This window comes from uncultured Amphritea sp. (assembly GCF_937127095.1).
Lineage (GTDB): Bacteria > Pseudomonadota > Gammaproteobacteria > Pseudomonadales > Balneatricaceae > Amphritea.
The window spans coordinates 128,344-152,003 of record NZ_CAKZLP010000077.1; the positions used below are offsets into that span (position 1 = coordinate 128,344).

22 protein-coding genes are annotated in these 23,660 nt (G+C 49.9%); 7 read left to right on the top strand and 15 right to left on the bottom strand.

Features of this window, described 5'->3' with window-relative positions; genetic code table 11:
- Positions 1-103: 103 nt before the first annotated feature.
- The 12 genes from Q0499_RS20080 to paaN all read right to left on the bottom strand — a co-directional run bounded on the left by Q0499_RS20080 (position 104) and on the right by paaN (position 12,782).
- On the bottom strand, positions 104-511 hold the full coding sequence (locus Q0499_RS20080; RefSeq protein ID WP_299203463.1) for a GFA family protein: 408 nt from the start codon (positions 509-511) through the stop codon (positions 104-106).
- Between the two features lie 41 nt (positions 512-552).
- Complete coding sequence (locus tag Q0499_RS20085; RefSeq protein ID WP_299203465.1) at positions 553-1,098, bottom strand: GNAT family N-acetyltransferase; 546 nt, start codon at positions 1,096-1,098, stop codon at positions 553-555.
- A gap of 66 nt (positions 1,099-1,164) precedes the next feature.
- On the bottom strand, positions 1,165-1,449 hold the full coding sequence (locus Q0499_RS20090; RefSeq protein ID WP_299203467.1) for a hypothetical protein: 285 nt from the start codon (positions 1,447-1,449) through the stop codon (positions 1,165-1,167).
- A gap of 127 nt (positions 1,450-1,576) precedes the next feature.
- Positions 1,577-3,499 (bottom strand): bifunctional glutathionylspermidine amidase/synthase, encoded by a 1,923-nt coding sequence (gss, locus tag Q0499_RS20095; RefSeq protein ID WP_299203469.1) that lies wholly within the window; start codon positions 3,497-3,499, stop codon positions 1,577-1,579.
- Between the two features lie 125 nt (positions 3,500-3,624).
- Positions 3,625-4,464: a DUF817 domain-containing protein gene (locus Q0499_RS20100; protein ID WP_299203471.1), complete on the bottom strand. Its 840-nt coding sequence runs from the start codon at positions 4,462-4,464 to the stop codon at positions 3,625-3,627.
- A gap of 479 nt (positions 4,465-4,943) precedes the next feature.
- Positions 4,944-6,083 carry an AI-2E family transporter gene (locus Q0499_RS20105; RefSeq protein WP_299203473.1) on the bottom strand — a complete coding sequence of 380 codons (1,140 nt, stop codon included), beginning with the start codon at positions 6,081-6,083 and terminating at the stop codon, positions 4,944-4,946.
- Between the two features lie 682 nt (positions 6,084-6,765).
- Positions 6,766-7,152, bottom strand: coding sequence for a cupin domain-containing protein (locus Q0499_RS20110; protein ID WP_299203476.1), 387 nt, complete (start codon positions 7,150-7,152; stop codon positions 6,766-6,768).
- 434 nt (positions 7,153-7,586) lie between these two features.
- The gene (gene sppA, locus Q0499_RS20115) at positions 7,587-8,594 is read right to left on the bottom strand and encodes a signal peptide peptidase SppA (RefSeq protein ID WP_299203479.1); all 1,008 of its coding nucleotides are present in this window, start codon (positions 8,592-8,594) and stop codon (positions 7,587-7,589) included.
- 43 nt (positions 8,595-8,637) lie between these two features.
- A complete protein-coding gene (locus tag Q0499_RS20120; protein ID WP_299203481.1) occupies positions 8,638-9,297 on the bottom strand; it encodes an HAD-IIIA family hydrolase in 660 nt (219 codons plus the stop codon).
- Positions 9,298-9,413: 116 nt separating this feature from the next.
- Complete coding sequence (locus Q0499_RS20125; protein WP_299203483.1) at positions 9,414-10,160, bottom strand: SDR family oxidoreductase; 747 nt, start codon at positions 10,158-10,160, stop codon at positions 9,414-9,416.
- A 117-nt stretch (positions 10,161-10,277) separates the two neighbouring features.
- A complete protein-coding gene (locus Q0499_RS20130) occupies positions 10,278-11,063 on the bottom strand; it encodes an enoyl-CoA hydratase-related protein (RefSeq protein WP_299203486.1) in 786 nt (261 codons plus the stop codon).
- A 39-nt stretch (positions 11,064-11,102) separates the two neighbouring features.
- Positions 11,103-12,782, bottom strand: coding sequence for a phenylacetic acid degradation protein PaaN (paaN, locus tag Q0499_RS20135; protein WP_299203489.1), 1,680 nt, complete (start codon positions 12,780-12,782; stop codon positions 11,103-11,105).
- 472 nt (positions 12,783-13,254) lie between these two features.
- Between paaN and paaF the strand changes: the two genes are divergently transcribed.
- The 6 genes from paaF to Q0499_RS20165 all read left to right on the top strand — a co-directional run bounded on the left by paaF (position 13,255) and on the right by Q0499_RS20165 (position 18,802).
- Positions 13,255-14,034, top strand: a complete 780-nt coding sequence (gene paaF / locus Q0499_RS20140) for a 2,3-dehydroadipyl-CoA hydratase PaaF (protein WP_299203492.1) — start codon at positions 13,255-13,257, stop codon at positions 14,032-14,034.
- Between the two features lie 4 nt (positions 14,035-14,038).
- Positions 14,039-14,830 (top strand): 2-(1,2-epoxy-1,2-dihydrophenyl)acetyl-CoA isomerase PaaG, encoded by a 792-nt coding sequence (gene paaG / locus Q0499_RS20145; protein WP_299203495.1) that lies wholly within the window; start codon positions 14,039-14,041, stop codon positions 14,828-14,830.
- Positions 14,831-14,844: 14 nt separating this feature from the next.
- Complete coding sequence (gene paaH, locus Q0499_RS20150) at positions 14,845-16,359, top strand: 3-hydroxyacyl-CoA dehydrogenase PaaH (protein ID WP_299203498.1); 1,515 nt, start codon at positions 14,845-14,847, stop codon at positions 16,357-16,359.
- A gap of 1 nt (position 16,360) precedes the next feature.
- Positions 16,361-16,804, top strand: coding sequence for a hydroxyphenylacetyl-CoA thioesterase PaaI (gene paaI, locus Q0499_RS20155; protein WP_299203501.1), 444 nt, complete (start codon positions 16,361-16,363; stop codon positions 16,802-16,804).
- Positions 16,805-17,109: 305 nt separating this feature from the next.
- Positions 17,110-17,445, top strand: a complete 336-nt coding sequence (locus tag Q0499_RS20160) for a hypothetical protein (protein WP_299203504.1) — start codon at positions 17,110-17,112, stop codon at positions 17,443-17,445.
- Between the two features lie 64 nt (positions 17,446-17,509).
- The gene (locus Q0499_RS20165) at positions 17,510-18,802 is read left to right on the top strand and encodes an FAD/NAD(P)-binding oxidoreductase (RefSeq protein WP_299203507.1); all 1,293 of its coding nucleotides are present in this window, start codon (positions 17,510-17,512) and stop codon (positions 18,800-18,802) included.
- Between the two features lie 122 nt (positions 18,803-18,924).
- Here Q0499_RS20165 and rraA read toward each other — a convergent pair whose 3' ends face one another.
- Together rraA and Q0499_RS20175 are read right to left on the bottom strand one after the other, a co-directional pair.
- Positions 18,925-19,422 carry a ribonuclease E activity regulator RraA gene (gene rraA / locus Q0499_RS20170; protein ID WP_299203510.1) on the bottom strand — a complete coding sequence of 166 codons (498 nt, stop codon included), beginning with the start codon at positions 19,420-19,422 and terminating at the stop codon, positions 18,925-18,927.
- 89 nt (positions 19,423-19,511) lie between these two features.
- A complete protein-coding gene (locus Q0499_RS20175; protein ID WP_299203513.1) occupies positions 19,512-20,096 on the bottom strand; it encodes a methyltransferase domain-containing protein in 585 nt (194 codons plus the stop codon).
- Positions 20,097-20,185: 89 nt separating this feature from the next.
- Here Q0499_RS20175 and Q0499_RS20180 point away from each other — a divergent pair, with 89 nt between their 5' ends.
- The gene (locus tag Q0499_RS20180; RefSeq protein ID WP_299203515.1) at positions 20,186-20,419 is read left to right on the top strand and encodes a hypothetical protein; all 234 of its coding nucleotides are present in this window, start codon (positions 20,186-20,188) and stop codon (positions 20,417-20,419) included.
- 74 nt (positions 20,420-20,493) lie between these two features.
- Here Q0499_RS20180 and Q0499_RS20185 read toward each other — a convergent pair whose 3' ends face one another.
- On the bottom strand, positions 20,494-23,553 hold the full coding sequence (locus tag Q0499_RS20185) for an FAD-binding and (Fe-S)-binding domain-containing protein (protein ID WP_299203518.1): 3,060 nt from the start codon (positions 23,551-23,553) through the stop codon (positions 20,494-20,496).
- Positions 23,554-23,660 lie beyond the last annotated feature (107 nt).

The window sequence follows — 23,660 nt, forward strand, 5'->3', positions numbered from 1 at the left end:
GAGAGATTCAATCTTTCCTAAAAACGTGGAGCCGGGATGATCAGCAGCCCGCTAATGAGCGACAACTCTTTAGCGGGCTGTTTAAGCGGTATTTACCACCGCTTTATGCCTGCTTATCAAAGACTTTCACACCTTCCGGGATAGTAAACCAATCCTGTTTTTCACTCACCCAGACATGGGCGGTAGGCTTGATAATACTGGTATCGTCCAGATTAGCGGGTTTGAGTTTAATCTTATCCGGCTGCTCAGGATTGAAATGATAGATCCGGTTACCGCAGGTCGGGCAGAATTTAGCGCCGTTGGTATTGCCACTGTCCGCTAAGCGACTCCATTCGGCCATCTCACCTTCAAACTCAATATCTGCAGCGTTCACCATCGCTGTGATACTGAAGGCGCTGGTTGAAAGCTTCTGACACGCCTTACAATGACAGGCGATAATCGCCGTTGGCGCGTTTAAAAGACGATATTTTACGCCTCCGCACTGACAAGAACCCTGGATTGGATAGGTCATACTGTTCACCCTGAATTATGTGAATTGATCATTTATACTTTTTACGCACCGCACGCTTTTTGATATGCAGGCTGTGTGAGTTTGTAATACAGCTGCACAAACGGCTTATCTTCAACTGCTTTATTCTCTTTATGAGAGTAGCTTGCCCCAAGCTTTTCAGCGGCTTTGACCGAGCGGATATTCTCCTCCGCAATATGAAACCAGACGGTATCTGCATACTCAAAAATATGATTCAGCATCAGCGCTTTCATCTCGGTGTTGACACCTTTGCCCCAATACGACTGTTCGATAAAGGTAAAACCGATGGCAATTTCGCGCAGTTCCGGGTTCCAGTCATAATAGCGGGATGAGCCGATCATTCGGGCAGAGCTGTTATCAATGATAGCCAGCGCACCGCCACTGCTGATAGCACTGTTAAAAAAACGTTGCTCAAAAATATCACGCTCATAACGGTATGAATCAGGATGCATCTCCCAGATGATCGGGTCGGATGCAGCGTCATACAGGGCATCAAAATCCTCTGCCAATAGCGGGCGCAGAGTTATCATTTTTCCTGTCAGCGTAGGCTGAAGATAGATTCCTGTCATGTTCATACATCCTGTTTGATTTGTTGTGAGGCAGTTCACGTTTGATTATTTGAGGCCTGCCACGGTTTACGATATAAGAGAAACACCTTCTATTTCAGTGACCGTATTTGCCTCAGCCCGTTCAATGATTTTTAGCAGCGTAGTCTGAATGACCTCATCTTTGCGGACATCGGTTTTAGCAACAAACGACTGTTCCTGAGGTTCAGCGCCCTCTTCGGCAATAAACTGAATCGCAACCCGGGTGGCACAGTCGATAGTCTCCCCGGAATACGCGAGTGATATCAGTGGATACCCCTTAAACCCCTTCTTCACATGTTTTTCGATCCGTTTTCGTGCTTTATCCACATTCATAACAAGCCCTTATGTTAAACACAGCCGTAAAAATGATATTTCTGACCGGGTTAGAATCATCTGATTCTGTCATATTTTGCCACTAAAGCCTGATCTCTGAAGCAGTTATTTCGCTGAAGGCTTTAAGTTAAGCCTGGCTGTCCGATAAAAACTGCTTGTCAGAAACAAATTGCAACGGCAGGCAGTCACTGTCTTTGTTGATCACCCTTGATAGATCTACTCGCATACCACTGCCAGAGTACACACCAGCAGACATAAACGTAGAGATCTGAGTGTAAAAGCCCTCGATCCCGGGCAGCGGAAAAAACTGTTGGTAGACTTTATCCTGCTCAGCAAAATTACCTGCGGTCGACTCAAGCAGCTCAGCGTCTTTATCAAACAGTGAGATGTTGGCACCACAGCGGCCGACGATAGGTTTGGTTACGTAGCCACCAGACCTCAGCTCTTCGGTCAGTTCAAACGAAGCATTCAATAGCAGTGGATGGTTAGGAAACAACGACCATAACACAGGCAGAATCGCCTTGTTACTGGGAATCAGAGACCAGAGCGGTTCAAACACCATCACCTTGTTGTGAAACAGCACATCCGATAAACCCAATGGCTTGCCGCGTTTTTGACCGGGCTCATAGACCTCGGGCTGATCATCCGCATCACTGGTTTCAAACTCCTCGCGGATCTGATCGAGCGCGGTTTCCCAGGCCCAGGTTTTCCAGACCCACAGAACCGGTTCGCCATCGGCATCAATGATGTTGTCATCTGCATCCCAGCTCAGCCCCTCAAGCCTGGAGATCACCTTGCTTTTCAGTCCTGCGGCACGAATGGCATCCTGCATAAACAGTGCATGGTAAATCTCTTCCGGATCATCATCCCGTAAGATATGTACCAGCCCTTTTGCATGGCTTTTTTTCCACGCCCGTACCAGGTCAGCGAACAGATCTTTACCGGCATCCTCACCCTCCCGAGCGCCAAAATGATTCAACCATTTGCCCTGCACTTTACCCGCTTCCATATAACATGACGCGGAGTCGCAGTTATACTCGTAAACCTTCAAGCCCTCTTGCGTCAGGGCAAAGTCAAAACGGCTGGTAATCACCTCATTCAGGCGGTTATCCCACGACTGGCGAATTTTCGGCAACACCGCAGCGGGCAGATTGAATTTTGCCAGAAGCTGGTCATCCGAGAGCACATATTCAGTGGCGTGCATAAACAGCCCGTGCAGTTCGTTACTCGCATGTTCAAGGCGCTGCTGTGTACTGCGGGACAGCACCAGATAACGATCCTGTTCAGATGGCTGGCTTGTGAGAAAATGCCCCCCCATCACTTTGACAAAGGCCGCTTCGTCACTGTTGGCTATATTCAGCCACGACTTTTTCTTTGTAGCGGCGCTATCAACCCGACGAGTTTTGATACAGTTTAATTGAGGGTCAGGTTTCAGGGTTGGTTCGGCATAGGCGTCATCCTCACTCTGTATCATCCAGCCGAGTATTTCAGCATCACCGTAGGAACAGGTAATCCAGTATTCGCCATCATCGGTAACGACAGCATTCAGTTCACGGGCATAATAACAGCCCTCCTGCCAGCGTCCATGACCGACATTCTGCTCAGCAATGCGCACATAATTGGCAGTCACATCGGTCACGATTGCCACATGACCGGTATCTTCAAACTCGCCCCCCTCCTTCCAGATCAGCAGGCAGCCCGCAACCGGGTGTCGCTGGCTGCCATTGGTGAAGGCGTTTAAAGGCAACAGCGCGTTTGCCTTGACATCCCGCACCGTGCGCAGTTCGAAAATATCATAGGCCATTGCGACATCATCGAAGATATAGCCCTTATTGATGTACATCCAGCGGCGGGCAAACTCGACACACTGCCACTTATAGCCCATATAAACGCCATCATAATAACTGCGATAGGCGGTGCGCTTCGGGTACTCAATATCTGACGCGGTATCGTAATCTGAAGAATAAGCAGGCACGCCACCGGGGGCATATCCCAGCAGCGTTCCAAAAGGCTCCAGCGTCTTGCCGGCGTTGTCATTCGTATAGCTCATAATACTAACCAGCACCTGCGAAAAGTGATTTTCATTTTAGACCAGTGAAACTAACTCGCTACAGCCAACCCCTGCGAATCTACGCCGAAACAACCGGTGCTGCCACAAAAACCGGCGCTGACCGATTAATCAGGTTTATGCGTCACGGCAGCACCAGAGTCGGCTAAAGATACAACTCGGGCCTCGGGGGTGCGTATTCGCACTGTATTGATGATCGAGACAAGAACGAAACTGAGCAACATCAGCAAAAACCACGAGCTAAGCTTCGCGATGGACACCATCTGCCACGCGTTAACCTGATTGGGATAGATCCAGATATTGGCATAGGTGGCAATATTCTCAGCAAACCAGATAAACAGTGCCACCAGAAACCAACCGAGCAGAATCGGCATCTTCCGGTGGGTTACCCGGACTTTGAAATAGATCTCTGTCTTATAAAACAGCACAACGGTTGCCCCTAGCAACAGCCAGCGCATATCCCAGATATAGTGATGGCTGAAGAAGTTAGCATAGACAAGGATAACCAGGAGTACCGTCATCAATTTTGACGGATAACAGGAGTACTCAAACTCGAAGATTCGCCAGACCCGGGCGATATAACTGCCCACCGCGCTGTACATAAACCCGGTAAACAACGGCACATTACCAATGCCAAACAGATACTCTTCGGGATACACCCAGGACCCGATAGCATCCGATGTCTTAAATAGCTCCATCAGCGTCGCCACCAGGTGAAACACAATGATAACCACCGATTCCCGCAATGTTTCCAGCTTAAAGGCTAACAGAAACAGCTGAAACGCAATGGCGGCCAGAAAGATAAAATCATAGCGGTGCAGGCTTTCTAACGGATACCAGAGACGGGTAACAATCATCACCCCCAACAGGAAACCACCAAAAATTGAGGCATATGCCTGTTTAAGCCCAAACAACCAGAACTCATGGATAAAGTGTTTAACGTTCATATTTTCCGGCTGCTCATATTGCTATCACCACAGATAACACCGAGAGAGATCATGTGTGGCTATCAGGTGTCTACGAGCTGACAACTATCTGTCTTTAAAGGTTTACCAAACCTGAACAAACCGAACTCTTCGGCAGACCGTTTAACGGACGACTGGTTATAATTTCACCACAGAGGACACCGAGGGCACAGAGAGAGATCATATGCTTGCATTTTTGCCCTTCCTCGGTGTTCTCTGTGTCCTCGGTGGTAAAGAAGCTTCTATCTCTAAAACCAGAGCAACTAGAACGTATCAACACACGGCTTAACGTTCAAACTTTCCAACGGCTGATTTTGTTCGCACCACAGAGCACACCAAGGACAGAGAGATCATATTTGGGGAAAAGGGCTTGCCCCTTTAACTGAGACTATGGGTTGTGTCGTAAGAGCAGGATTTTTACACTATGGATAGACCGCATTGATTGATTCGCAACCGATACGTCAGAAGCGAGTTTCCATTACTCTTACCCAGGGGCCTAAGGGGTGAACATGCCTGGCAATCAATTTCGCACTTACCAGAAATGGCACCGCCAGGAGTACGCCAACAGCCCCCCAAAGCCAGGCTAAAAAGATCACCCAGAGTATTATAATCAACGGATTTAAATGAAATCTGTATCCTAAGGCCATCGGCGTTACAAACTGTGATTCTAATAAATTTATGCAGAAATAAATCAGTACTGGAAGCATTGCCATTCCGGTGAAATCATACTGGATCAGTCCTGCTATACAGAGAATAGCCATGCCGGCCAACGGCCCTATATAGGGTGCGAAATTTAATAGCCCAACCATCACCCCCCAAAGCACAGCATCCTCTACACCAATACCCCAGAGTGCAGTTCCAACACAAAAACCTAGCAAAGTATTTATCATCCCCACAGTGAAAATGTAACGGGATAGCTCGCGCTGTGTGTCCGTAATTAACAGCATCGCTGCAGGCTTATCTTTAATCATGGGTAGCTCTGTCACTACCGCTATATATAATGCTGGTCCAAAAATTAACAACATCAAAGTTACAACAATAACGGTCAGAAACTGAACCATCAATTGAGGTGCAACACCTAACAGGGACATGCCCGCTTGCACTCCGCCCATCATCACTGTTTTAGAGAGCGAAGTACTCTGACCACTCTCCGCAGGCACTTCCTGACCTTTAAATAAGCCGAAAAAACCTGAGGGTTCTGCCAGCGCTTTATTGCCCTTTTCTGGCATTAAACTCTGTTCAATAGCGTTCAGTTCTTCGGAGACATAAACCGATATTTCAGGGATTCGCTCAGCCCACTTGGCTACGGGCTCAACCAAACTCATACCAAGCAAGGTGACTGGAACCAATAGCAGTGTAATGAGCACAATGGAAGAGATAGCCCGGGGGATACGAACACGCTGTAGACTGGTAACCAAAGGACTCATAAAAAGAGAGAAAAACAGCGCAACCATCAATGGCATAAACAGGGCTTTCGCCAAATAGAGGGTATATAGAACCACTATAACGACCATGAACCTGACCAGGGCACTAGCCGGTTTGATGCCCGGGTCGGGCTGATTTCCGTTTTTCTCGACAACCTGAGCAGGAAGATTATTCATCAGAAGAGCATAGATCTCATAGGAAAACGGTTAACAAATATCTCTGTTGACCAAAGTGGTCAGTCAACCTAAGTGCTTTCACGGAATGTGATGGGATTATACCTGATAACAAACCACCCTCCGAAACTGATGCTAAGTGGTTTGGATCTCAGGTTGGCCTACCTTTCCCTGTTTGCTGACCGATCTGATTCAAGACTGTGTATGCTATTCATAGCCTGAGCAGTATAGCTCCGTTTGTTTCTATTTGCCGAAGATCCAACGGGGTCAGGTCAGGCCTTTTGCAGCTAATACTCTTTGTCGAATATCAGGCATCGATACTTTCGTTTATCGGCCGCCTAACAGTCTGCTAAGCATCCCGCTGATAGGGAATCTACGTATGCAGCTGAAGATTACGATTCTGTTTCAGCCCGAACAAACCATCGACACATTATTGAATGTTCAAGCTTCCCAACGGCTGGTTTTAATTTCACCACAGAGAACACCGAAGGCACAGAGAGATCTTATATCGGTGTTTTATGGCTTTTCTCTGTGTCCTCTGTGGTAAGTGGATTTATCTTAAGGTTTTGCTACCAGTATCTGCGTAGCGCCCTTCTGAAACACGTATGCGACTCTATGAAGGCGTTATTTAAGTATGCAGAACTTAATCAACAATTGTTAAAACACCTTACAGGAACCTGTGAATTCAGCCACTCACCTTCTCAATCATATGACTGATCACATGGCTGTGCTTATCCTGGGGACTGAACATCACAATCTCTGCATCGGCGGTGACCTTTACATTGTGGCCCGGAGGCCAGTAGAACAGATCATTGGCACTGACGGTCTCTTGCTGTCCATTGCCATCGGTGGTGGTCAGTTCGCCCTGAATCACATAGCCCCAGTGGGGACACTGGCACATATTTCCATCCAGGCCCAAAAATAGAGGTGTGGTATCCACCCCGGCCGATAGACTGAAAAATTCTCCACTGATTTCCCCCAGGCCGGTGGCGTCACCGAACCCGGTTTGCTGACGAATCACAGCACCGGGAATTTCCATTTTTACGTCGATATCATTTTTAGCAATTCTCATGCGGTTTACCCCTTTGTCTGAAACTAAGTATGGGTGTAAATAATTATGAATATGCATGACCACCGGGATCACGAAACAGGTATGGGTCGCCATAAGTAAAACCGGTGTTCTGTTGATGTCAGCGAATATAGCTAAGAAACGTTAGCGCAACGGTATTGCGCCAAGGATTCAATACACTCTTCTGTGATATACGCTGACATCCAGTGCAGACTGTGACAGGCCGGTTCCAGGTCAGTCAGATATCCTGTCCGCCGAACAATTAAGCTGTTCCTGTGATAGGTTTGAAAAGAATAGATGGGCAGTTAACAAATCCAGCTTAGGCCATGATGAACACATTCGCATAATAATAGGGTTATACAGACAACAAAAAGGCCGGCAGATTGCTCTGCCAGCCTTGAGTTTCAGATTCGCGCTTTAGTCGAGCGCTGTACTGTTCAGCGCAATTGCACTGAACCGTTCAGACCCAGCTGAGTGGCGATGGTTTTACCAAAGCTAACCCCCAGCCGGTCGATCAGTTGCTCCAGCGGCGTACCTTTGGGGGTGTAATCAACCAGCGTTTCAACACCGACAATATCCCGGGCCACAGAACTACTGCTGCCTAGGCCGTCAATCAGGCCCAGGTCCAGCGCTTGCTCGCCGGTCCATACCAGACCACTGAACAGCTGATCGTTCTCTTTAAGACGATCACCCCTACCCTTACGCACCTGATCAATAAACTGCTCATGGGTGGTATCCAGCACGGTCTGCCAGAAAGCGCGGTCTTTATCCTTCAACGGTGAGAATGGATCCAGGAAGGTTTTATTCTCGCCGGAGATCAGGTTACGCCGTTCAACCCCGACTTTCTCCATCAGATCGACAAACCCAAAACCGGACGATACCACACCGATAGAGCCCACTAAGCTGGCTTTATCCGCATAGATCTCATCAGCAGAGGCAGCGATGTAGTATGCCCCTGATGCACCGATATCGAGGATAACCGCATAGACTTTCTTCTCCGGGTGCAGTGCCCGCAGACGTTTTACTTCATCGTAAACATAACCCGACTGCACCGGGCTGCCACCAGGACTATTTATCCGCATAATGACCGCTTTGGTGCCTTCATCATCGAAGGCTCTACGCAGCGCACCGATAATATTGTCAGCACTGGCGTCTTCACCGTCGGCAATCACACCTTTCACCTGCACGACCGCCGTATGCTCACCACCTTCGTCCATATCCGGGGTGAAGGTATCTGCAAACAGATAGATGCCGAGGATGACAAACAGATAACCAAAGGTCAGTAGCTTAAAAAAGATGCCCCAGCGACGGGCCGCACGCTGCTCTTTCTGCAGCCCCATCATGGTTTTCTCAATCAGCCGCCACTCTTTTGTTTTGCTCTCGTGCGGTTTTGCTGCTGCTTCCGTTTCCTTGCTGTCTTCAGCTTCCCAGGGATTTGAGCCCACGCAGTTCTCCTTAATAGATTTAGCAATAATGTATGTTGTTTAACTAATGATTCGATGACGTTTTGGCTAACCAGTCTTCCAGGTCTGGGAATTGGTGCATGATCAGCACTGGATTATATTGTGTTAACCGGTCGATATGATGTGCGCCATAACTGACTGCAATCGTATCCATCCCTGCTCTGACACCCATTTCCAGATCAAATTCCGTATCACCGATCATAACGGCATCAGAGGGGTTGAGTCCGGTCTCTTGAAGAATCTCTTCGAGCATATGAGGATGGGGTTTTGAAGTGGTTTCATCAGCACAGCGGGAGGTTTCAAACAGGTATTCAAGACCGGTATCGGCGAACACCCGGTCAAGCCCCCGACGACTTTTACCGGTGGCAACGGCCAGTCGATAACCCTTCTGCTTGAGATTACTGAGGGTCTGTTCAACCCCCTGAAACAACGCAGTCGGGGTGTCGTCAGCGTCCAGATAATAATAACCGTAGCGCTCGCGCATCAACGGGATAATGGCATTATCGACACCGGGAATCAGTGCCTGAATCGCTTCCGGCAACCCCAGGCCGATGATATTGCGGACAGCGGCATCGCTGAGCTCGGGTTGTTGCAGATCACGCGCTGCTTTTTGCATGCTGGAAACGATCCGTGCCGCTGAATCGATAACGGTGCCATCCCAGTCAAAAATAAGAAGCTTATACACAATAATTACCCAACGCTGTTAATCGTAAATCCGGACACTGATCTTACGTTAACAGCACGCTAAAGATAACCTTGTGCTTATAATTAACGGTTAAAAATTGAGTTTAAAACCAAACTCTAATTCTCCTGCACCAGCGGGCGGATCAGCAGTTCACTGACATCCACATGCGCAGGCTGAGTGAGTGCGTATAGAATGGCGTTGGCAATATCCTCCGGTTTGAGATTGGGCATATCCTCGCCATACATATTCTCTTTAACTGCAGCACGGATCTTCTCATGAACAATACTATCCGGCAGTTCGGTATCGACCGCTCCGGGCTGAATATCGGTGACACGAACGCCATAACGGATCGCCTCTTTACGCAGGGTGTCAGAGATCGCCCGCACCGCATGTTTGGTGCCGGCGTAAACACCGGCACTGGGATAGGTCAGCCGCGCAGCAACCGAGCTGATATTGACGATATGACCCTGCTTACGTTCCGCCATGCCGGGATAAACTGCGTTAATGGCATACAGCACGCCCTTGATATTGGTGTCGATCATCTGCTCCCATTCATCCACCCGGCCGTTGATAATCGGACTGATCGGCATGGTCCCGGCATTATTGATGAGGATGTCGACACCGCCCAGTGAGGCGATCAGTTCACCCACCCTCTGCATCCCCTGACGGTCAGATACATCAGCGGTTGCCACGGTAACCGTGCGCCCCAATGTGCGGATCTCATCGGCCAGCTGTTGCAGGCGATCATCTCGCCGGGCACTGATCACCAGATCGGCACCTTCTTCGGCTAACAACCGGGCAGTGGCCTGTCCGATGCCGGAGCTTGCACCGGTAATCCAGGCCGTTTTACCTAATAATTTCATAGTATTAACTCTGACTATTTATCTTAATTATTGAAATAAACCGCGCGTTTCCAGAAACACAAAAGCCGCCAGTGTAATTAACTGGCGGCTTTATAAGAACGGTCTACTTAGGCGTAATCAGCGGTTTTTGAATACCGGTTTACGCTTTTCAGCAAAGGCATTCATCCCTTCAGAACAGTCCTCAAAAGCAAAGGTTGCTTCAAATGCGCGGCGCTCAAAGCGCATGCCATCGTCGAGTGAACAGCTGACGGCCATGTTAACACTCTCTTTGATCAACATAACCGCAGGCTGTGACATCGAAGCGATTTTAGACGCTGTTTTGAGTGCCTGCTCAGCCAGGGTTTCAACCGCAACGATGCGCGCAATCAGCCCGGCTCGTTCGGCTTCTTCAGCATCCATCATTCTGCCGGTCAGACACATCTCCATCGCTTTAGCTTTACCAATGGCCTTCGTCAGACGCTGGGTACCACCGGCACCCGGCATTGTCCCGATGGCGATCTCAGGCTGACCAAACTTAGCGGTATCTGCAGCGATGATGAAATCGCAGGCCATGGTCAACTCGCATCCACCACCCAGCGCAAATCCGGCTACGGCAGCAATCACCGGCTTACGGGCATCTTCAATCGCTCGCCAGCAATCACGCTGAATACGGGGAAAGTCTTTGCGGTGCAGATCAGCAAACGACTGATCTTTCATCTCTTTGATATCAGCACCGGCGGCAAACACCTGGTTGCCCCCGGTGATGATAATGCAGCCAATGGCCTCATCCGCTTCAAACCGGTCGACCGCCTCACCCACCTCACGACACAGCGTCGCGTTAAGTGCGTTCATCACGTCCGGGCGATTGAGGGTTATAATCCCAACCCCCTGATTGACTTCCGTCAGAATGCATTGATAACTCATAACCAACCCTTTTCCGTTAGTCTTCAGTTCAGCCGCTTTTCAGGCGTGCTTTCGGCTCTGGATAATACGGAAGCGATTAGCAACGTAGGCCAGATCGGACAGTGAAGCATTCGCGGCCGGGTTGCAGCCAGTGGCATGGAAATCACTGAATGCCGCACTCTGGTTAACATAAACTCCGGCGGTCAGGTTGACAGACAGCGCAACACCGGCATCCAGTGCCGCTTCTTCAATCTGTTCCAGTACGGCCTGGCTGGTTGAGTAGCAGCCCATGGTAATCGCACCATGATTTTTCACCGCTTTATGGGCCAGTTCAATCGAATGATCAGTGCTGTCGGTGCGAACCAGGAAACTGATCGGGCCGAACAACTCTTCCATATAAGCGTCTTCTTTATCTGCATCCACGGCGATCAGCAGCGGGCTGCGCATCCGGCCCTCTTTAAACCACGGGTTTTCAGGGCGGTCAGACTCACGCACCACGGTACCGATCTTTTCACCCAGTTCGCGGGCGCTGTCGATCCGCTTATCGGTCACTTCGGCCTGAATACAGCCCAGTACCATACCGGCACGTTCAGGATCAGAAAGGAAGCGGGTAATACCGGTACCCAATGCTTCCGCTACCTCATCAAAGCTCTTGTGCCCCTGGTCAGTTTCGATCCCTCCGGCAGGAATAAAGATATCCTGTGGCGTGGTACACATCTGTCCTGAATAGAGGCTCAGGGTAAACGAAAGGTTCTGAATCAGCCCTTTAAAGTTATCGGTAGAGTCGATAATGATGGTATTAACACCAGCTTTCTCTGTATAGACCTGAGCCTGATGACAGTTCTGCTCCAGCCAGTCACCAAATGGCGTGTTACCGGTGAAGTCGATTAGTTTCACTTCATCGCGCTGGGCCAGCGTTTTAGTACAAGGATTAGCAGGATCAGCATCAATCACCATCGAAACAATATGCGGTGGCAACCCCTGATCAGCCAGTACTTCCTGTGCAATCTGAATACTGATCGCTGCCGGCAAAATACCCGCTGGATGAGGCTTAACAATAACCGGATTGCCCGTTACCAGAGATGCAAACATGCCCGGATAGGTATTCCAGGTTGGGAAGGTGGAACAACCAATCACCAGTGCCACACCACGCCCTGCAACCGTAAAGGTTTTATCCATCACCAGCGGGTCATGCTTACCCTGGGGTTTTGTCCAGGTTGCGGATCCGGCCGAGTGAGCCATCGCATCATAGCCATAAGCAACCGCTTCGAGGCCCCGGTCCTGCGCGTGGGTACCACCGGCCTGAAACGCCATCATGAAACCCTGTCCTGAGGTATGCATGACGGCATAACCGATCTCAAAGCTGCGCTGGTTAATCCGTTTCAGAATTTCCAGACAGATACCGGTACGGGCTTCAACACCGATATCGCGCCAGACTTTACGGGCTTCGTTCATAGCCGGCAGCAGCACATCGATATCAACGGTAGGATACTTAACCCCCAGATCAAAGCCATAAGGGGACACTTCACTCCCCGCTTCACCGGTAATGCCAGGCATATCCAGCTTAAATGAGCCATTCAGGTGCGCTTTAAATGCAGCCTGTCCATCCTTATCTGCGGTTTCTCCGTAGACACGCGGGCTTGGGCTTTCCGGATAAGCACTGTAATAATCGCGGGTACGGATTGCGTTCAGCGCGGCATCAAGTTTTGCTTTATGCAGTTCAAACAGGGTATGGCTCATACAGGATTCTCTTTATTTTATCTGGCCCGAAGGACTTATCTTAATCTTAAGTGCAGAACAACAGTGTTGAGACCGGATCTTAAAGTCCAGTGTTTAACAGTGTTGTTATGCCTGCATAGGGTTTTGTGTCAGACAGGTTATAAAAGATAGTACTTTTTTAAGCCGATTTTGCGTCAACCTGACCTAAACTGCCTGACGAATATCTATAAAACTAAAAGATACACTAAACAAAGTGATACGAAAAGATAATTTATTGATAATGTATTTGTATCCCTTTAGCGTTTTACGGTAACCTTCAATCTGTCTGATTGAAGTAAACTGGCTCAACTGAATGGGCGCCAAAACAAAACAAGTATCCTCTGCTTCTAACGCAGCGTCCGGAACACGGGGATACTCATTACAAGAATAAACGGTAGCGCGTCTGTCTGGCGCTGACAGACACTTTTGATACCTATTTATGCTGAGAAAAACCATGTCTGATTATCAAGATATTCTGGTCACAGGGCCGGATTCCGGGGTAATGACTATTACCCTCAATCGCCCTCAAGCCCGCAACGCACTGTGCAATAACCTGCTGCGTGAGATTGCAGAGACCCTGGATGCCACCATCAATGATGAAAACATCCGCGCGGTGGTCATTACCGGGGGGGAAAAAGTATTTGCCGCAGGCGCTGACATCAAAGAGATGGCAGAGCTGGACACCGTCGGAGTGATAAATGATATCCGCCCCACTTACTGGCGACGTATCGCTCAATACCCTAAGCCCATTGTTGCAGCGGTTAACGGCTTTGCCCTGGGTGGAGGCTGCGAACTGATGATGCACTGCGATATCGTCATTGCCGGTAACACTGCCCAATTCGGTCAGCCGGAGATCAACCTGGGTATCATTCCCGGTGCCGGAGGTACACAGCGATTACTCAGGACCGTCGGTAAATCGATGGCGATGCAACTGGTTCTGTCTGGCGAATTTATTAATGCCGAACAAGCCCGGGAGTTTGGGCTGGTCAGCGAAGTCACCATTCCGGAGATGAGCTATCAGAGAGCGCTAAAACTGGCTAAAGCGATCGCTTCTAAACCCCCGATTGCCGTTCGTCTGGCAAAAGAGTCTCTGCTTAAAGCCTACGAAACAACACTGGAAACCGGCCTTAACCTGGAGCGAAAAGCATTTACCCTGCTGGCCGCAACAGAGGATCGTAACGAAGGCATCGCCGCCTTTATGGAAAAACGCCAACCCAATTTTCAAGGAAAATAAAAACATGGCTTATGAACATATCGAATTTGAGATCACTGAAGGCGTTGCCCTGCTGACACTCAACCGCCCGGACAGTCTCAACAGTTTCAACACTCAGATGCACGCTGAAGTACGCGATGCACTGAAACAGGTTAAAACCAGCGATGAGGTTCGCTGCCTGCTGATTACCGGTAATGGCCGGGGCTTCTGTGCCGGACAGGACCTCAGCGACCGGGCCGTCGATCCGGACGCCGCTGCGCCAAATCTGGGCGAATCGATCGAGAAAAACTATAGCCCACTGCTCCGCACCATTACTGCCCTGGAGATGCCGGTCATTTGCGCTGTGAACGGCGTTGCTGCCGGTGCAGGAGCGAATATCGCTCTGGCCTGCGACATTGTATTGGCATCAAAAAGTGCCAGCTTTATTCAGGCGTTCTGTAAGATCGGACTGATTCCGGATTGTGGTGGCACCTGGACCCTGCCCCGCGCTGTGGGCTACCCGAGAGCAATGGCACTCTCCCTGCTAGGTGACAAGCTTTCTGCGGAACAAGCCGAGCAATGGGGTATGATCTGGAAAACCTACCCAGCAGAAGAGCTAAAAGACGCCGCACTGGCCATGGCTAAGCAACTGGCCACTCAGCCGACTAAAGGTCTGGCACTGATCAAACGTGCACTGCAGTCTTCAGCAAATAACAGCTTTGACGAGCAGCTTGATCTGGAACGGGATCTGCAAACACTGGCGGGGCGAACAGACGATTATCGTGAAGGTGTCAGCGCATTTATGGCAAAACGCCCAGCACAATTTACCGGCAAGTAACGGAGCAAACTGATATGAATCGTTTTACAACGGATTCGGTAATCGCCGTCATCGGTGCAGGCACCATGGGGGCGGGTATCGCACAGGTGGCTGCCAGTGCAGGCCATCCTGTACTGCTGTTTGATGCCGCAGAGGGTGCCGCGAAACGGGGTATTGAAAACACCGCTAAAGGTCTGATTAAGCTGGTTGAACGAGGCAGGATGAGCCAGGCAGATGTTGATGCCCTGCTGTCCCGCTTAACCCCAGTTGAAGCGCTGACTAACCTGGCGCCTGCCAGTCTGGTGATCGAAGCGATTGTCGAACGGCTGGATATTAAACAGCAGGTGTTCGGACAACTGGAAGAGATCTGTGCAGACAATACCGTAATCGCCACTAATACCTCGTCAATCTCAGTGACCGCGATCGGCTCAAAACTGCAACGCCCGCAAAACCTGGTCGGCATGCACTTTTTCAATCCGGCGCCGATTATGAAGTTGGTGGAGGTAATCAGTGGTCTGGATACCGACCCTGAGGTTGCGGCGGATATCTATGCACTGTCAGCCAGCTGGGGTAAACAACCGGTCATGGCTAAATCCACCCCTGGATTCATTGTTAACCGTGTCGCGCGCCCTTTCTATGCCGAAGGGTTGCGCATCTATCAGGAAGGCGGAGCCGATATCGCCACCATCGATGCCCTGATGCGTGATTGCGGCGGCTTCCGCATGGGGCCATTCGAACTGATGGACCTGATCGGCCATGATGTTAACTACGCGGTCACCTGCTCAGTGTTTGATGCCTTCTATCATGATCAGCGCTTTTTGCCCTCGCTGATTCAGAAAGAGCTGGTCGATGCCGGTCACCTGGGACGCAAAACTGGCCGGGGCTTTTATAACTACGGCGCTGCAGCAGTTAAACCCGAAGCTAAAACAGCAGCGGCTTGCGCGGCCCCCAGATCGATCACCGTTGAGGGTGAACTGGGCGTTGCTGAACCGTTGATTGCCCTGTTTGAGCAAGCGGGCATCCGTGTTGATCTGATCGAGAATGATGAAGTTGAAGGGATGATCACCGTGGGCGATGCCACCCTGATGCTGACTAACGGCCAGTTCACCACAATGCGCGCGGGCGAAACGCTGCGCCCCGATCTGATCAACTTCGACCTTGCGCTGGATTACACCAGCGCGACCCGTATCGCGCTCGCCCCGGCTGATCAGGCATCACCGGCAGCACTTGAAGCCGCTATTGGGCTATTTCAGGCTATCGGAAAGACGGTCACCGTTATCGATGATATCCCCGGCATGGTGGTGATGCGCACCGTTTGTATGCTCGCCAATGAAGGTTTCGATGCGGTCAATCAACAGGTCTGCGATGAGCAGGCGGTCGATATCGCCATGAAAGGCGGCGTCAACTACCCTTGCGGTCCGATTGAATGGGTGAAAAACCTGGAACTCAGCTACGTGCTCGATGTACTGGACAATCTGATGGATGCCTACGGTGAAGACCGTTACCGGGCATCACCGCTGTTACTGAGAAAAGTGGCGGGAGGCGCCTGATATGAAAACCAGCGAAATGACACCGCAACAGCTTGCTGAAGCCTGTAGCGTTGCACTCAACCGTAATGACCATACAGCCCAGGCGATGGGCATAACCATCGATGAAGTTGCACCCGGATACGCTAAACTATCGATGGTGCTGCGCAAGGATATGCTTAACGGTCATGCGATTGGTCATGGGGGTATGATGTTTACCCTCTGTGATACCGCCTTTGCGCATTCCTGCAACACCTATAACCGCTCAACCGTTGCCAGCGGATGCAATATTGACTTTATTGCGCCAGCCTTTGAAGGTGATACCCTCACAGCGATTGCAGAGGAACGCTCCCGCAGTGGCCGAACCGGTGTTTATGACATCACCCTGTATAACCAAAAAGATGAAAAGCTGGGGTTTTTCCGGGGCAAGGCCTATCAGATAAAAGGAACGTTGATTCCTGAGGATTAACTACCTTGTTGATATTCGCTTACATTATTAAAAGGCCGCAATAGCGGCCTTTTCTCTGCACTTTTGACCTTTTCAACTATCGTTTTAACCATACTCTTAAAGCCAGAACCCTTTACTCACGCATCGCACTCTTTTCAAGCCAATTTCAAATCACTATCCATTGTCACTAAACCCTAATGGATATAATCAAAAATGAGGTCTATATATACATACGTGCTACATGATGTAGCTAGCTTATGGGGGGGTAAGTAGCGCACAGGTCTTTAGTCCTGTGTGAACTTAACTTTATAAGCAAGGTGAAAACCATGAGAGTTATCTCAATTAAAATATCCGGCACGCTCCTTATAGCATCAGCTATCCTGATGCTACCTCTCAGCACAGCTGTTGCTGAAGACCAGACAGTCAATAGAATGATTGCCTCTCAATGCGCTCAATGCCACGGCACGAACGGATACGCACGGGGCTCCTACCCAGATCTGGGAGGCGATGAAGCTAAAGATCTCGCAGATCACCTATATGATATGAAAGGCGAAGATCGCCCCAGTGACATTATGGACCATCAAGCCCTCGGCTATACCGATGATCAGATAAGACGAATCGCTCAGTATTATTCCACCCTTCCTGAAAATGGTGGCGACTGAGCTGATTTTTTACATTCCGATCACATTGATATAGCTTGCTATTAGCACGCTGGAGGGTTTCAAAATGCCATTAACCAGACGTAGTTTTATCCAGATGGTGCCTGCTTCAGCAGCGGCACTGGCGTTAACCAGCGGAGCAAAAGCCGCTGAACCGATTCATCATGTCACCGTACTCGGTGGCGGTTTTGCTGGCTGCACCGTTGCAAAATATCTGCGCATGTGGAGCAATGGTGAGATAGCAGTCACGCTGATAGAACCAAATTCAAATCATGTTTCCTGTATCATGAGTAACCTGATATTGAATAAACGTCTTAAGACGACTGATCTCACCTTTGAATATAATGATCTGCAGGTAAAGTATGGGGTTGAGGTCGTTCATGACAGAGCACTGAGAATCAGAGGACCACAGAAACAATTAAGACTAAAAAACGCCGGTTGGGTCAATTATGACAGTTTGGTCGTAGCCACAGGTATACAGTTTGACAAGATACCAGGACTGGTGCCCTCAAAAGTGCCTCATGCCTGGATTGCCGGCGGTCAAACTAACAATCTGCGTAATAAAATAATCAGGATGCCGGATACCGGCACCTTTGTAATGACCATCCCTAAAGCACCCTACCGCTGCCCTCCTGGCCCCTATGAACGCGCCTGTATCGTCGCGGATATTCTGGGACGTCGCAGTGGTTATCTTGATGGCACAGGCAACGTTGCTCCGCGCGTCATTGTGCTGGATGCGAACCCGGGCATCATGGCGGAAAAAGGCACCTTCACCAGTGCATTCAATGATCTCTATGGCGATATTATCGAGTATATTCCAGATGCACAGGTTGAGTCTGTCGACTCAGATAATCTGATTGTTAATACCTCTCAGGGAAGCTTTGCCGGGGATGTCCTTAACGTTATCCCCAACCATGGGGCACAAAACATATTGAAAGTTAGCGGCCTGACCGGAGACTCACGCTGGGCAGATGTTGACCCTGTCACCTATGCCTCAACCAACACCCTGTTCCAGGATGTCTATGTTATTGGTGATACTCAGGGTACAAGTCAACCGAAATCAGGCCATATGGCCAATGCTCAGGCAAAGATCTGTGCTGATAGCATTATCCGAACAGCCCATGGCCTTTCCAGCTATACGGAGGAGCGTTTACAGAATATTACGACCAACTCAGCCTGTTTCAGCCCGATCACATATGATGAGGCTTCCTGGCTGACGGCAGTCTATAGCTATAATCCTGACACCGGCAGCATGGGGCTGGTGCCCGGCTCTCTGGGTGAAGCGCATAACTGGAGCAGTCGTAACTTTAACGATATGTTTACCTGGTCGGACAACCTGTTCGCCGATACCTTTAAGTAACAAAGCAGTAAAAATATAAAACCTCTACAGTTATGGCTTATTCAATAGGCCGCTGCAGAGGTTTTTTTATATATGTTGCCTTATATGTGTTGCTTTAGAACTCAGTTCTGAGCACTATCGGGTTAGATATCACTGTCAGCCAGTTCCAGTTTCTCCGGGGAGACCAGGATGCCATTATTATCTGCATAGACATACTGGCCGGGTTTGAATGTCACACCACCGAAGGTCAGATCAACATTCAGCTCCCCGATCCCTTTCTTATCAGTTTTCATCGGGTTGGTACCGAGTGCCTGAACGCCCAGGTCTAATTCACCGATCGCATTCACATCACGGATACAGCCATAGATGATAATGCCGGACCAGCCATTCAACACCGCTTTTTCTGCCAGCATATCGCCCAGCATCGCCCGACGCATAGAGCCGCCACTATCGACAACCAGAACCCGGCCTTCACCGGGAAGAGCCACCTGCTCACGCACCAGAGAGTTATCTTCAAACGCTTTCAGGGTGACGATTTCGCCGCCAAAACGTTCACGACCACCAAAGTTACCAAACATAGGTTCCACAACCTGTACCAGGTCGGGAAACTGGTCACACAGTTCAGGTAATAAATCGTCCACGAGCATGCTCCTTAAATTAAACCGTTAACAGGTGCTTATCATCGCTTATTCCAGCCTTTATTGCACTTGCACTATAGACGGAAAAGTTATCATTTAAAGAGATAAAGGTAGCTATCATAGAGTGCCCCCTGTGACAGACCATTCTCATATTTGACCAGTGTTAACGCGGGCAGACTGTCTTTCAGAGCCTCAGGCTGTAAGCAAAACCGCTCAGGAAAGCCGGTTTGCCGGTGATAGTCAGAATTTAAGGTTTTGATCAGCAGATAGGCTCCCGGCGTCATCAGCTCAGGTAAACGCTGTAACAGACTGGTCTCCGGCAGATAACGCAGTAGCACAATATTATCAAAGCGCCCTAACCCACTCAGTGCATCCGGCAGGCTCAGATCAATTTCCCGCGTCTCAATCTCAGGTTTTCGTTTGCCTAGCTCTTCACTGGCTACTGAGTCCGTCACAAATCGTTGTAAGCGCTTTAATCCTTCGATGGCAAAATCAACCGCCAGAACCCGATGTCCCCGGCCTGCAAGATAGAGACTGGCGGCACCATCACCACAGGCCAGATCCAGGGTGTGACCTGGCGGCAGCAGCGCCAGTGACTGCTGTAACTCAACAGGTAGTTCAGGTGCAACACTAGTTTTATCCCGGTAACGACGGTTCCAGAGATCAGCTCTGCTCATTCGTGTACAATCCTTAAAATACTTAGCTCAAAATATATAGCGTCACTATAGGCCAGCAGGCCTGGCTGAATCGAGAGCCCGACAGAAAAATGGAACAATATAAACTTCTCATTGTGGTCCTGTTTATCGCCCTGGTGTTTACACCAATCACCTGGCAGGCGATCCAGAGGCGAAAACTCAATCCGCCGCCGATGGCCAGTAATGACCGCAAACTCTATCGTCTGTGGCGCTCTGATCCGCTCTCTTACGAACGTCAGTATGGTGAAATGGATCGTCATTATATCCAGGCCCAGAACGAAAAAGGCCGGAATACTGAACAGTAATCCGGCACTTAGATGTTAAACAAGGCTTAGATATTAAACAAAGCGTAGATGTTAACTTAGCTGTTAAGCGACCCTTAAGCGGTTTTTAACAGTTGCAGCAAAACCTGTAGCGGATGCTGCAGTTGTTTCTCGTCCAAACGTTTTACCTGGCTGCGGCAGGAATAGCCGGTGGCGACCAGTCGTCCATCATTTGCCGGATCATTCACCACCTCTGACCAGCTGAGATCGTAAATCTTTCTCGATATTTCGACGTTTTCGGTTTCATGACCATAGGTTCCCGCCATACCACAGCAGCCCGTTGCCTGTAGTTCCAGTGTTTGGCCCAGCGCCTGAAAGATCTTTTTCCAGTCCGCCATTGAAGCGGCCGCCGAAGTCTTCTCAGAGCAGTGCGCCATCAGCTTATAATCATTTTTTGGCAGCCCCTCTGCTGTCTGGTTCAGCAGATCACAATGTCTCGCCAGCCACTCCTGAATCAGCTCAACCTTAACCGGCAAGCGCATACCATCATCAACATACTCCTGACGGTAGGTCAGTGTCATAGAAGGGTCAATACCCACCATCGCGATACCGCTGCTGGCTAATGACTGCAGCATCTGAGTATTCGCATCAGCTGCCTTATTAAAGGCCGCCTTAAATCCATGTACATGAAGCGGCTTACCGTTAGGTTTAAACGGAGCGACCAGTACATTGAAGCCGGTTTCACGCAGCAGATCGATAATATCCAGAACCAGCTGAGTTTCAAAAAAACTGGTAAAGGCATCCTGGACGAGAATCACCGAGTGCTGCTTATGTTCCGGCATGATGGCCGCAATATTTTGCGCGGTGGCAAACTGGACGCCCCGCTCATCCATCCCTTTTACCAGCGTATTGGTACAGATTGCCGGACTATCCACCATACCCACCCAACGGCCGAACACTGACTGAATTGTGCGATTCGCCATCATCCAGTTGTAGGGTGCCGGGAAGCGCGACAGATAGGGAATCATATATTCAAGACCACCGATCATATAATCCTTCAATGGGCGCAGGTAACGGCTGTAATAGGCTTCCAGAAAGCGGGAACGGAAATCAGGCACGTTAACCTTAATCGGGCACTGCGCCACACAGGATTTACAGGCCAGACAGCCCATCATCGCTTCGTGCACCTCATTGTTAAAATCGTACTCGCCCTGCTTTTTCTTCCAGCTATTTTTGACTCGCGCTGGCAGGCTGGCCATAAAGGATCCATGACGGGCTTTACTGCCTTCGGCAACGATATCAACGCCCTGCAGCGCCATCAGACGCAACCATTCACGAATCAGCGATGACCGCCCTTTAGGCGAATGTTTACGCTCACGAGTGGCTTTCCATGAGGGGCACATCGCATCCTTTGGATCGTAGTTGTAACAAGCCCCATTGCCGTTACAGAACATCGCCTGGTTATATTCTTCCCGCGCGGCCGCAGGAATCTGCCGGTCATACTGACCCCGGGTGGAGACCTCATCGATTTTAAGCAGCTCAGCCCCCTCGATCAGGGGGGTACAGATCTTGCCGGGATTGAGCTGATTGGCGGGGTCAAATGCGCCTTTGATGATCTGTAGCTGAGGATAAAGCTCACCAAAGAACGCGGGCGCGTATTCAGAGCGCACCCCCTTACCATGTTCACCCCAGATCAGACCATGATATTTCTGCGTCAGCGCCACCACGCCATCAGAGATCACACGGATCAGCCCCTCTTCGTCTTCGCTTTTCATATCGATGGCGGGCCTTACATGCAGTACACCGGCATCCACATGACCAAACATACCGTAGGCCAGATTATGACTATCTAACAGTGCACGGAACTCTTTGATGTAAGCGGCGAGATTTTCCGGGGGCACAGCGGTGTCTTCAACAAACGGGATGGGACGGCGTTCACCCACTCCATTCCCCAACAGGCCCACCGATTTCTTGCGCATCCCCCAGATCTTATTCACCTCAGCCGCACCAAAGGTAACCGTATAGCCGAAAGCTTTTCCAGGTTGACCGGAAACACTGTCGAGATAATCCGTGAGCTTCGCAATTTTAGCTCGCAACTCAGCTTCATCATCGCCGGTATACTCAACAAGATTGATCCCCAGGATAGTCGGTTCGCCCTCGTTTTGCGGAAAGTAGTCTTTAACTGAATCCCAGACAATATCGTTCATCGCCAGATTCAGGACTTTGGAATCAACCGTTTCAATGGAGGTTGGCCCCCACGCCATCAGTTCGGCCGCATCTTCGAGGGAATCCTGAAAGCCTGCGTACTTAAGATTCACCAGCGCGGAGTATTTCGGAATCGGCAGTACATTCAGTTTTGCCTCAGCAATAAATGCCAGCGAGCCTTCAGCACCACAGAGTACCGAGTTCAGGTTAAAGCGACCTGATTCATCACGGATATGGGCCAGATCGTAGCCGGTCAGGCAACGGTTCAGTTTCGGGAATTTGGCATCGATCAGTTCATGGTGCTCAGTGAACACCTGATCAACCACTCGGTGCACTTCACCAACCCGGTCATCCCGCTGTTTAATCAGTTCCAGTTCGTCATCATCCAGCGCAGCGGAGCTCCACAGGGTGCCATCCAGAAACACTGATTTCAGTTCCAGTACATGGTCACGGGTTTTACCGTACATGCATGAGCCCTGGCCACTGGCATCGGTATTGATCATGCCGCCGATGGTGGCCCGGTTACTGGTTGACAGTTCCGGCGCAAAGAACAGGCCGTAGGGTTTCAACGCTGCATTAAGCTGATCTTTTACCACCCCACCCTGAACCCGCACCCAGCGCTCTTCAGCGTTGATCTCGAGGATCTGATTCATATGCCGGGAGATATCGACGATCAGCCCGTCAGTAAGCGACTGGCCGTTCGTTCCGGTACCACCGCCGCGCGCACTGAGCACCACATCTTTAAAGCGGGGCTCCACTGCGAGGCCTGCCAGTAGCACCAGATCTTCAACCGACCGAGGAAAAACCACCCCCTGCGGCAATACCTGATAAATACTGTTATCCGTAGACAACACGATCCTACTGGAATAGTCAGGATTAACTTCACCACCGAAGTGACTGTTTTTTAAAGCCTCTATAAAATCAAGATAGAGTTTCTGCGTCGTGTTAATTTCGGCAATACGTGGGATCATCGCTCAACCTGTGGCATTTTGGCGGATTATTTCGGATAAACAGTTGGTCATAATGCAGAATAATCATTTATCATTCAAACGATAAAATATGATCAATTAATTACATA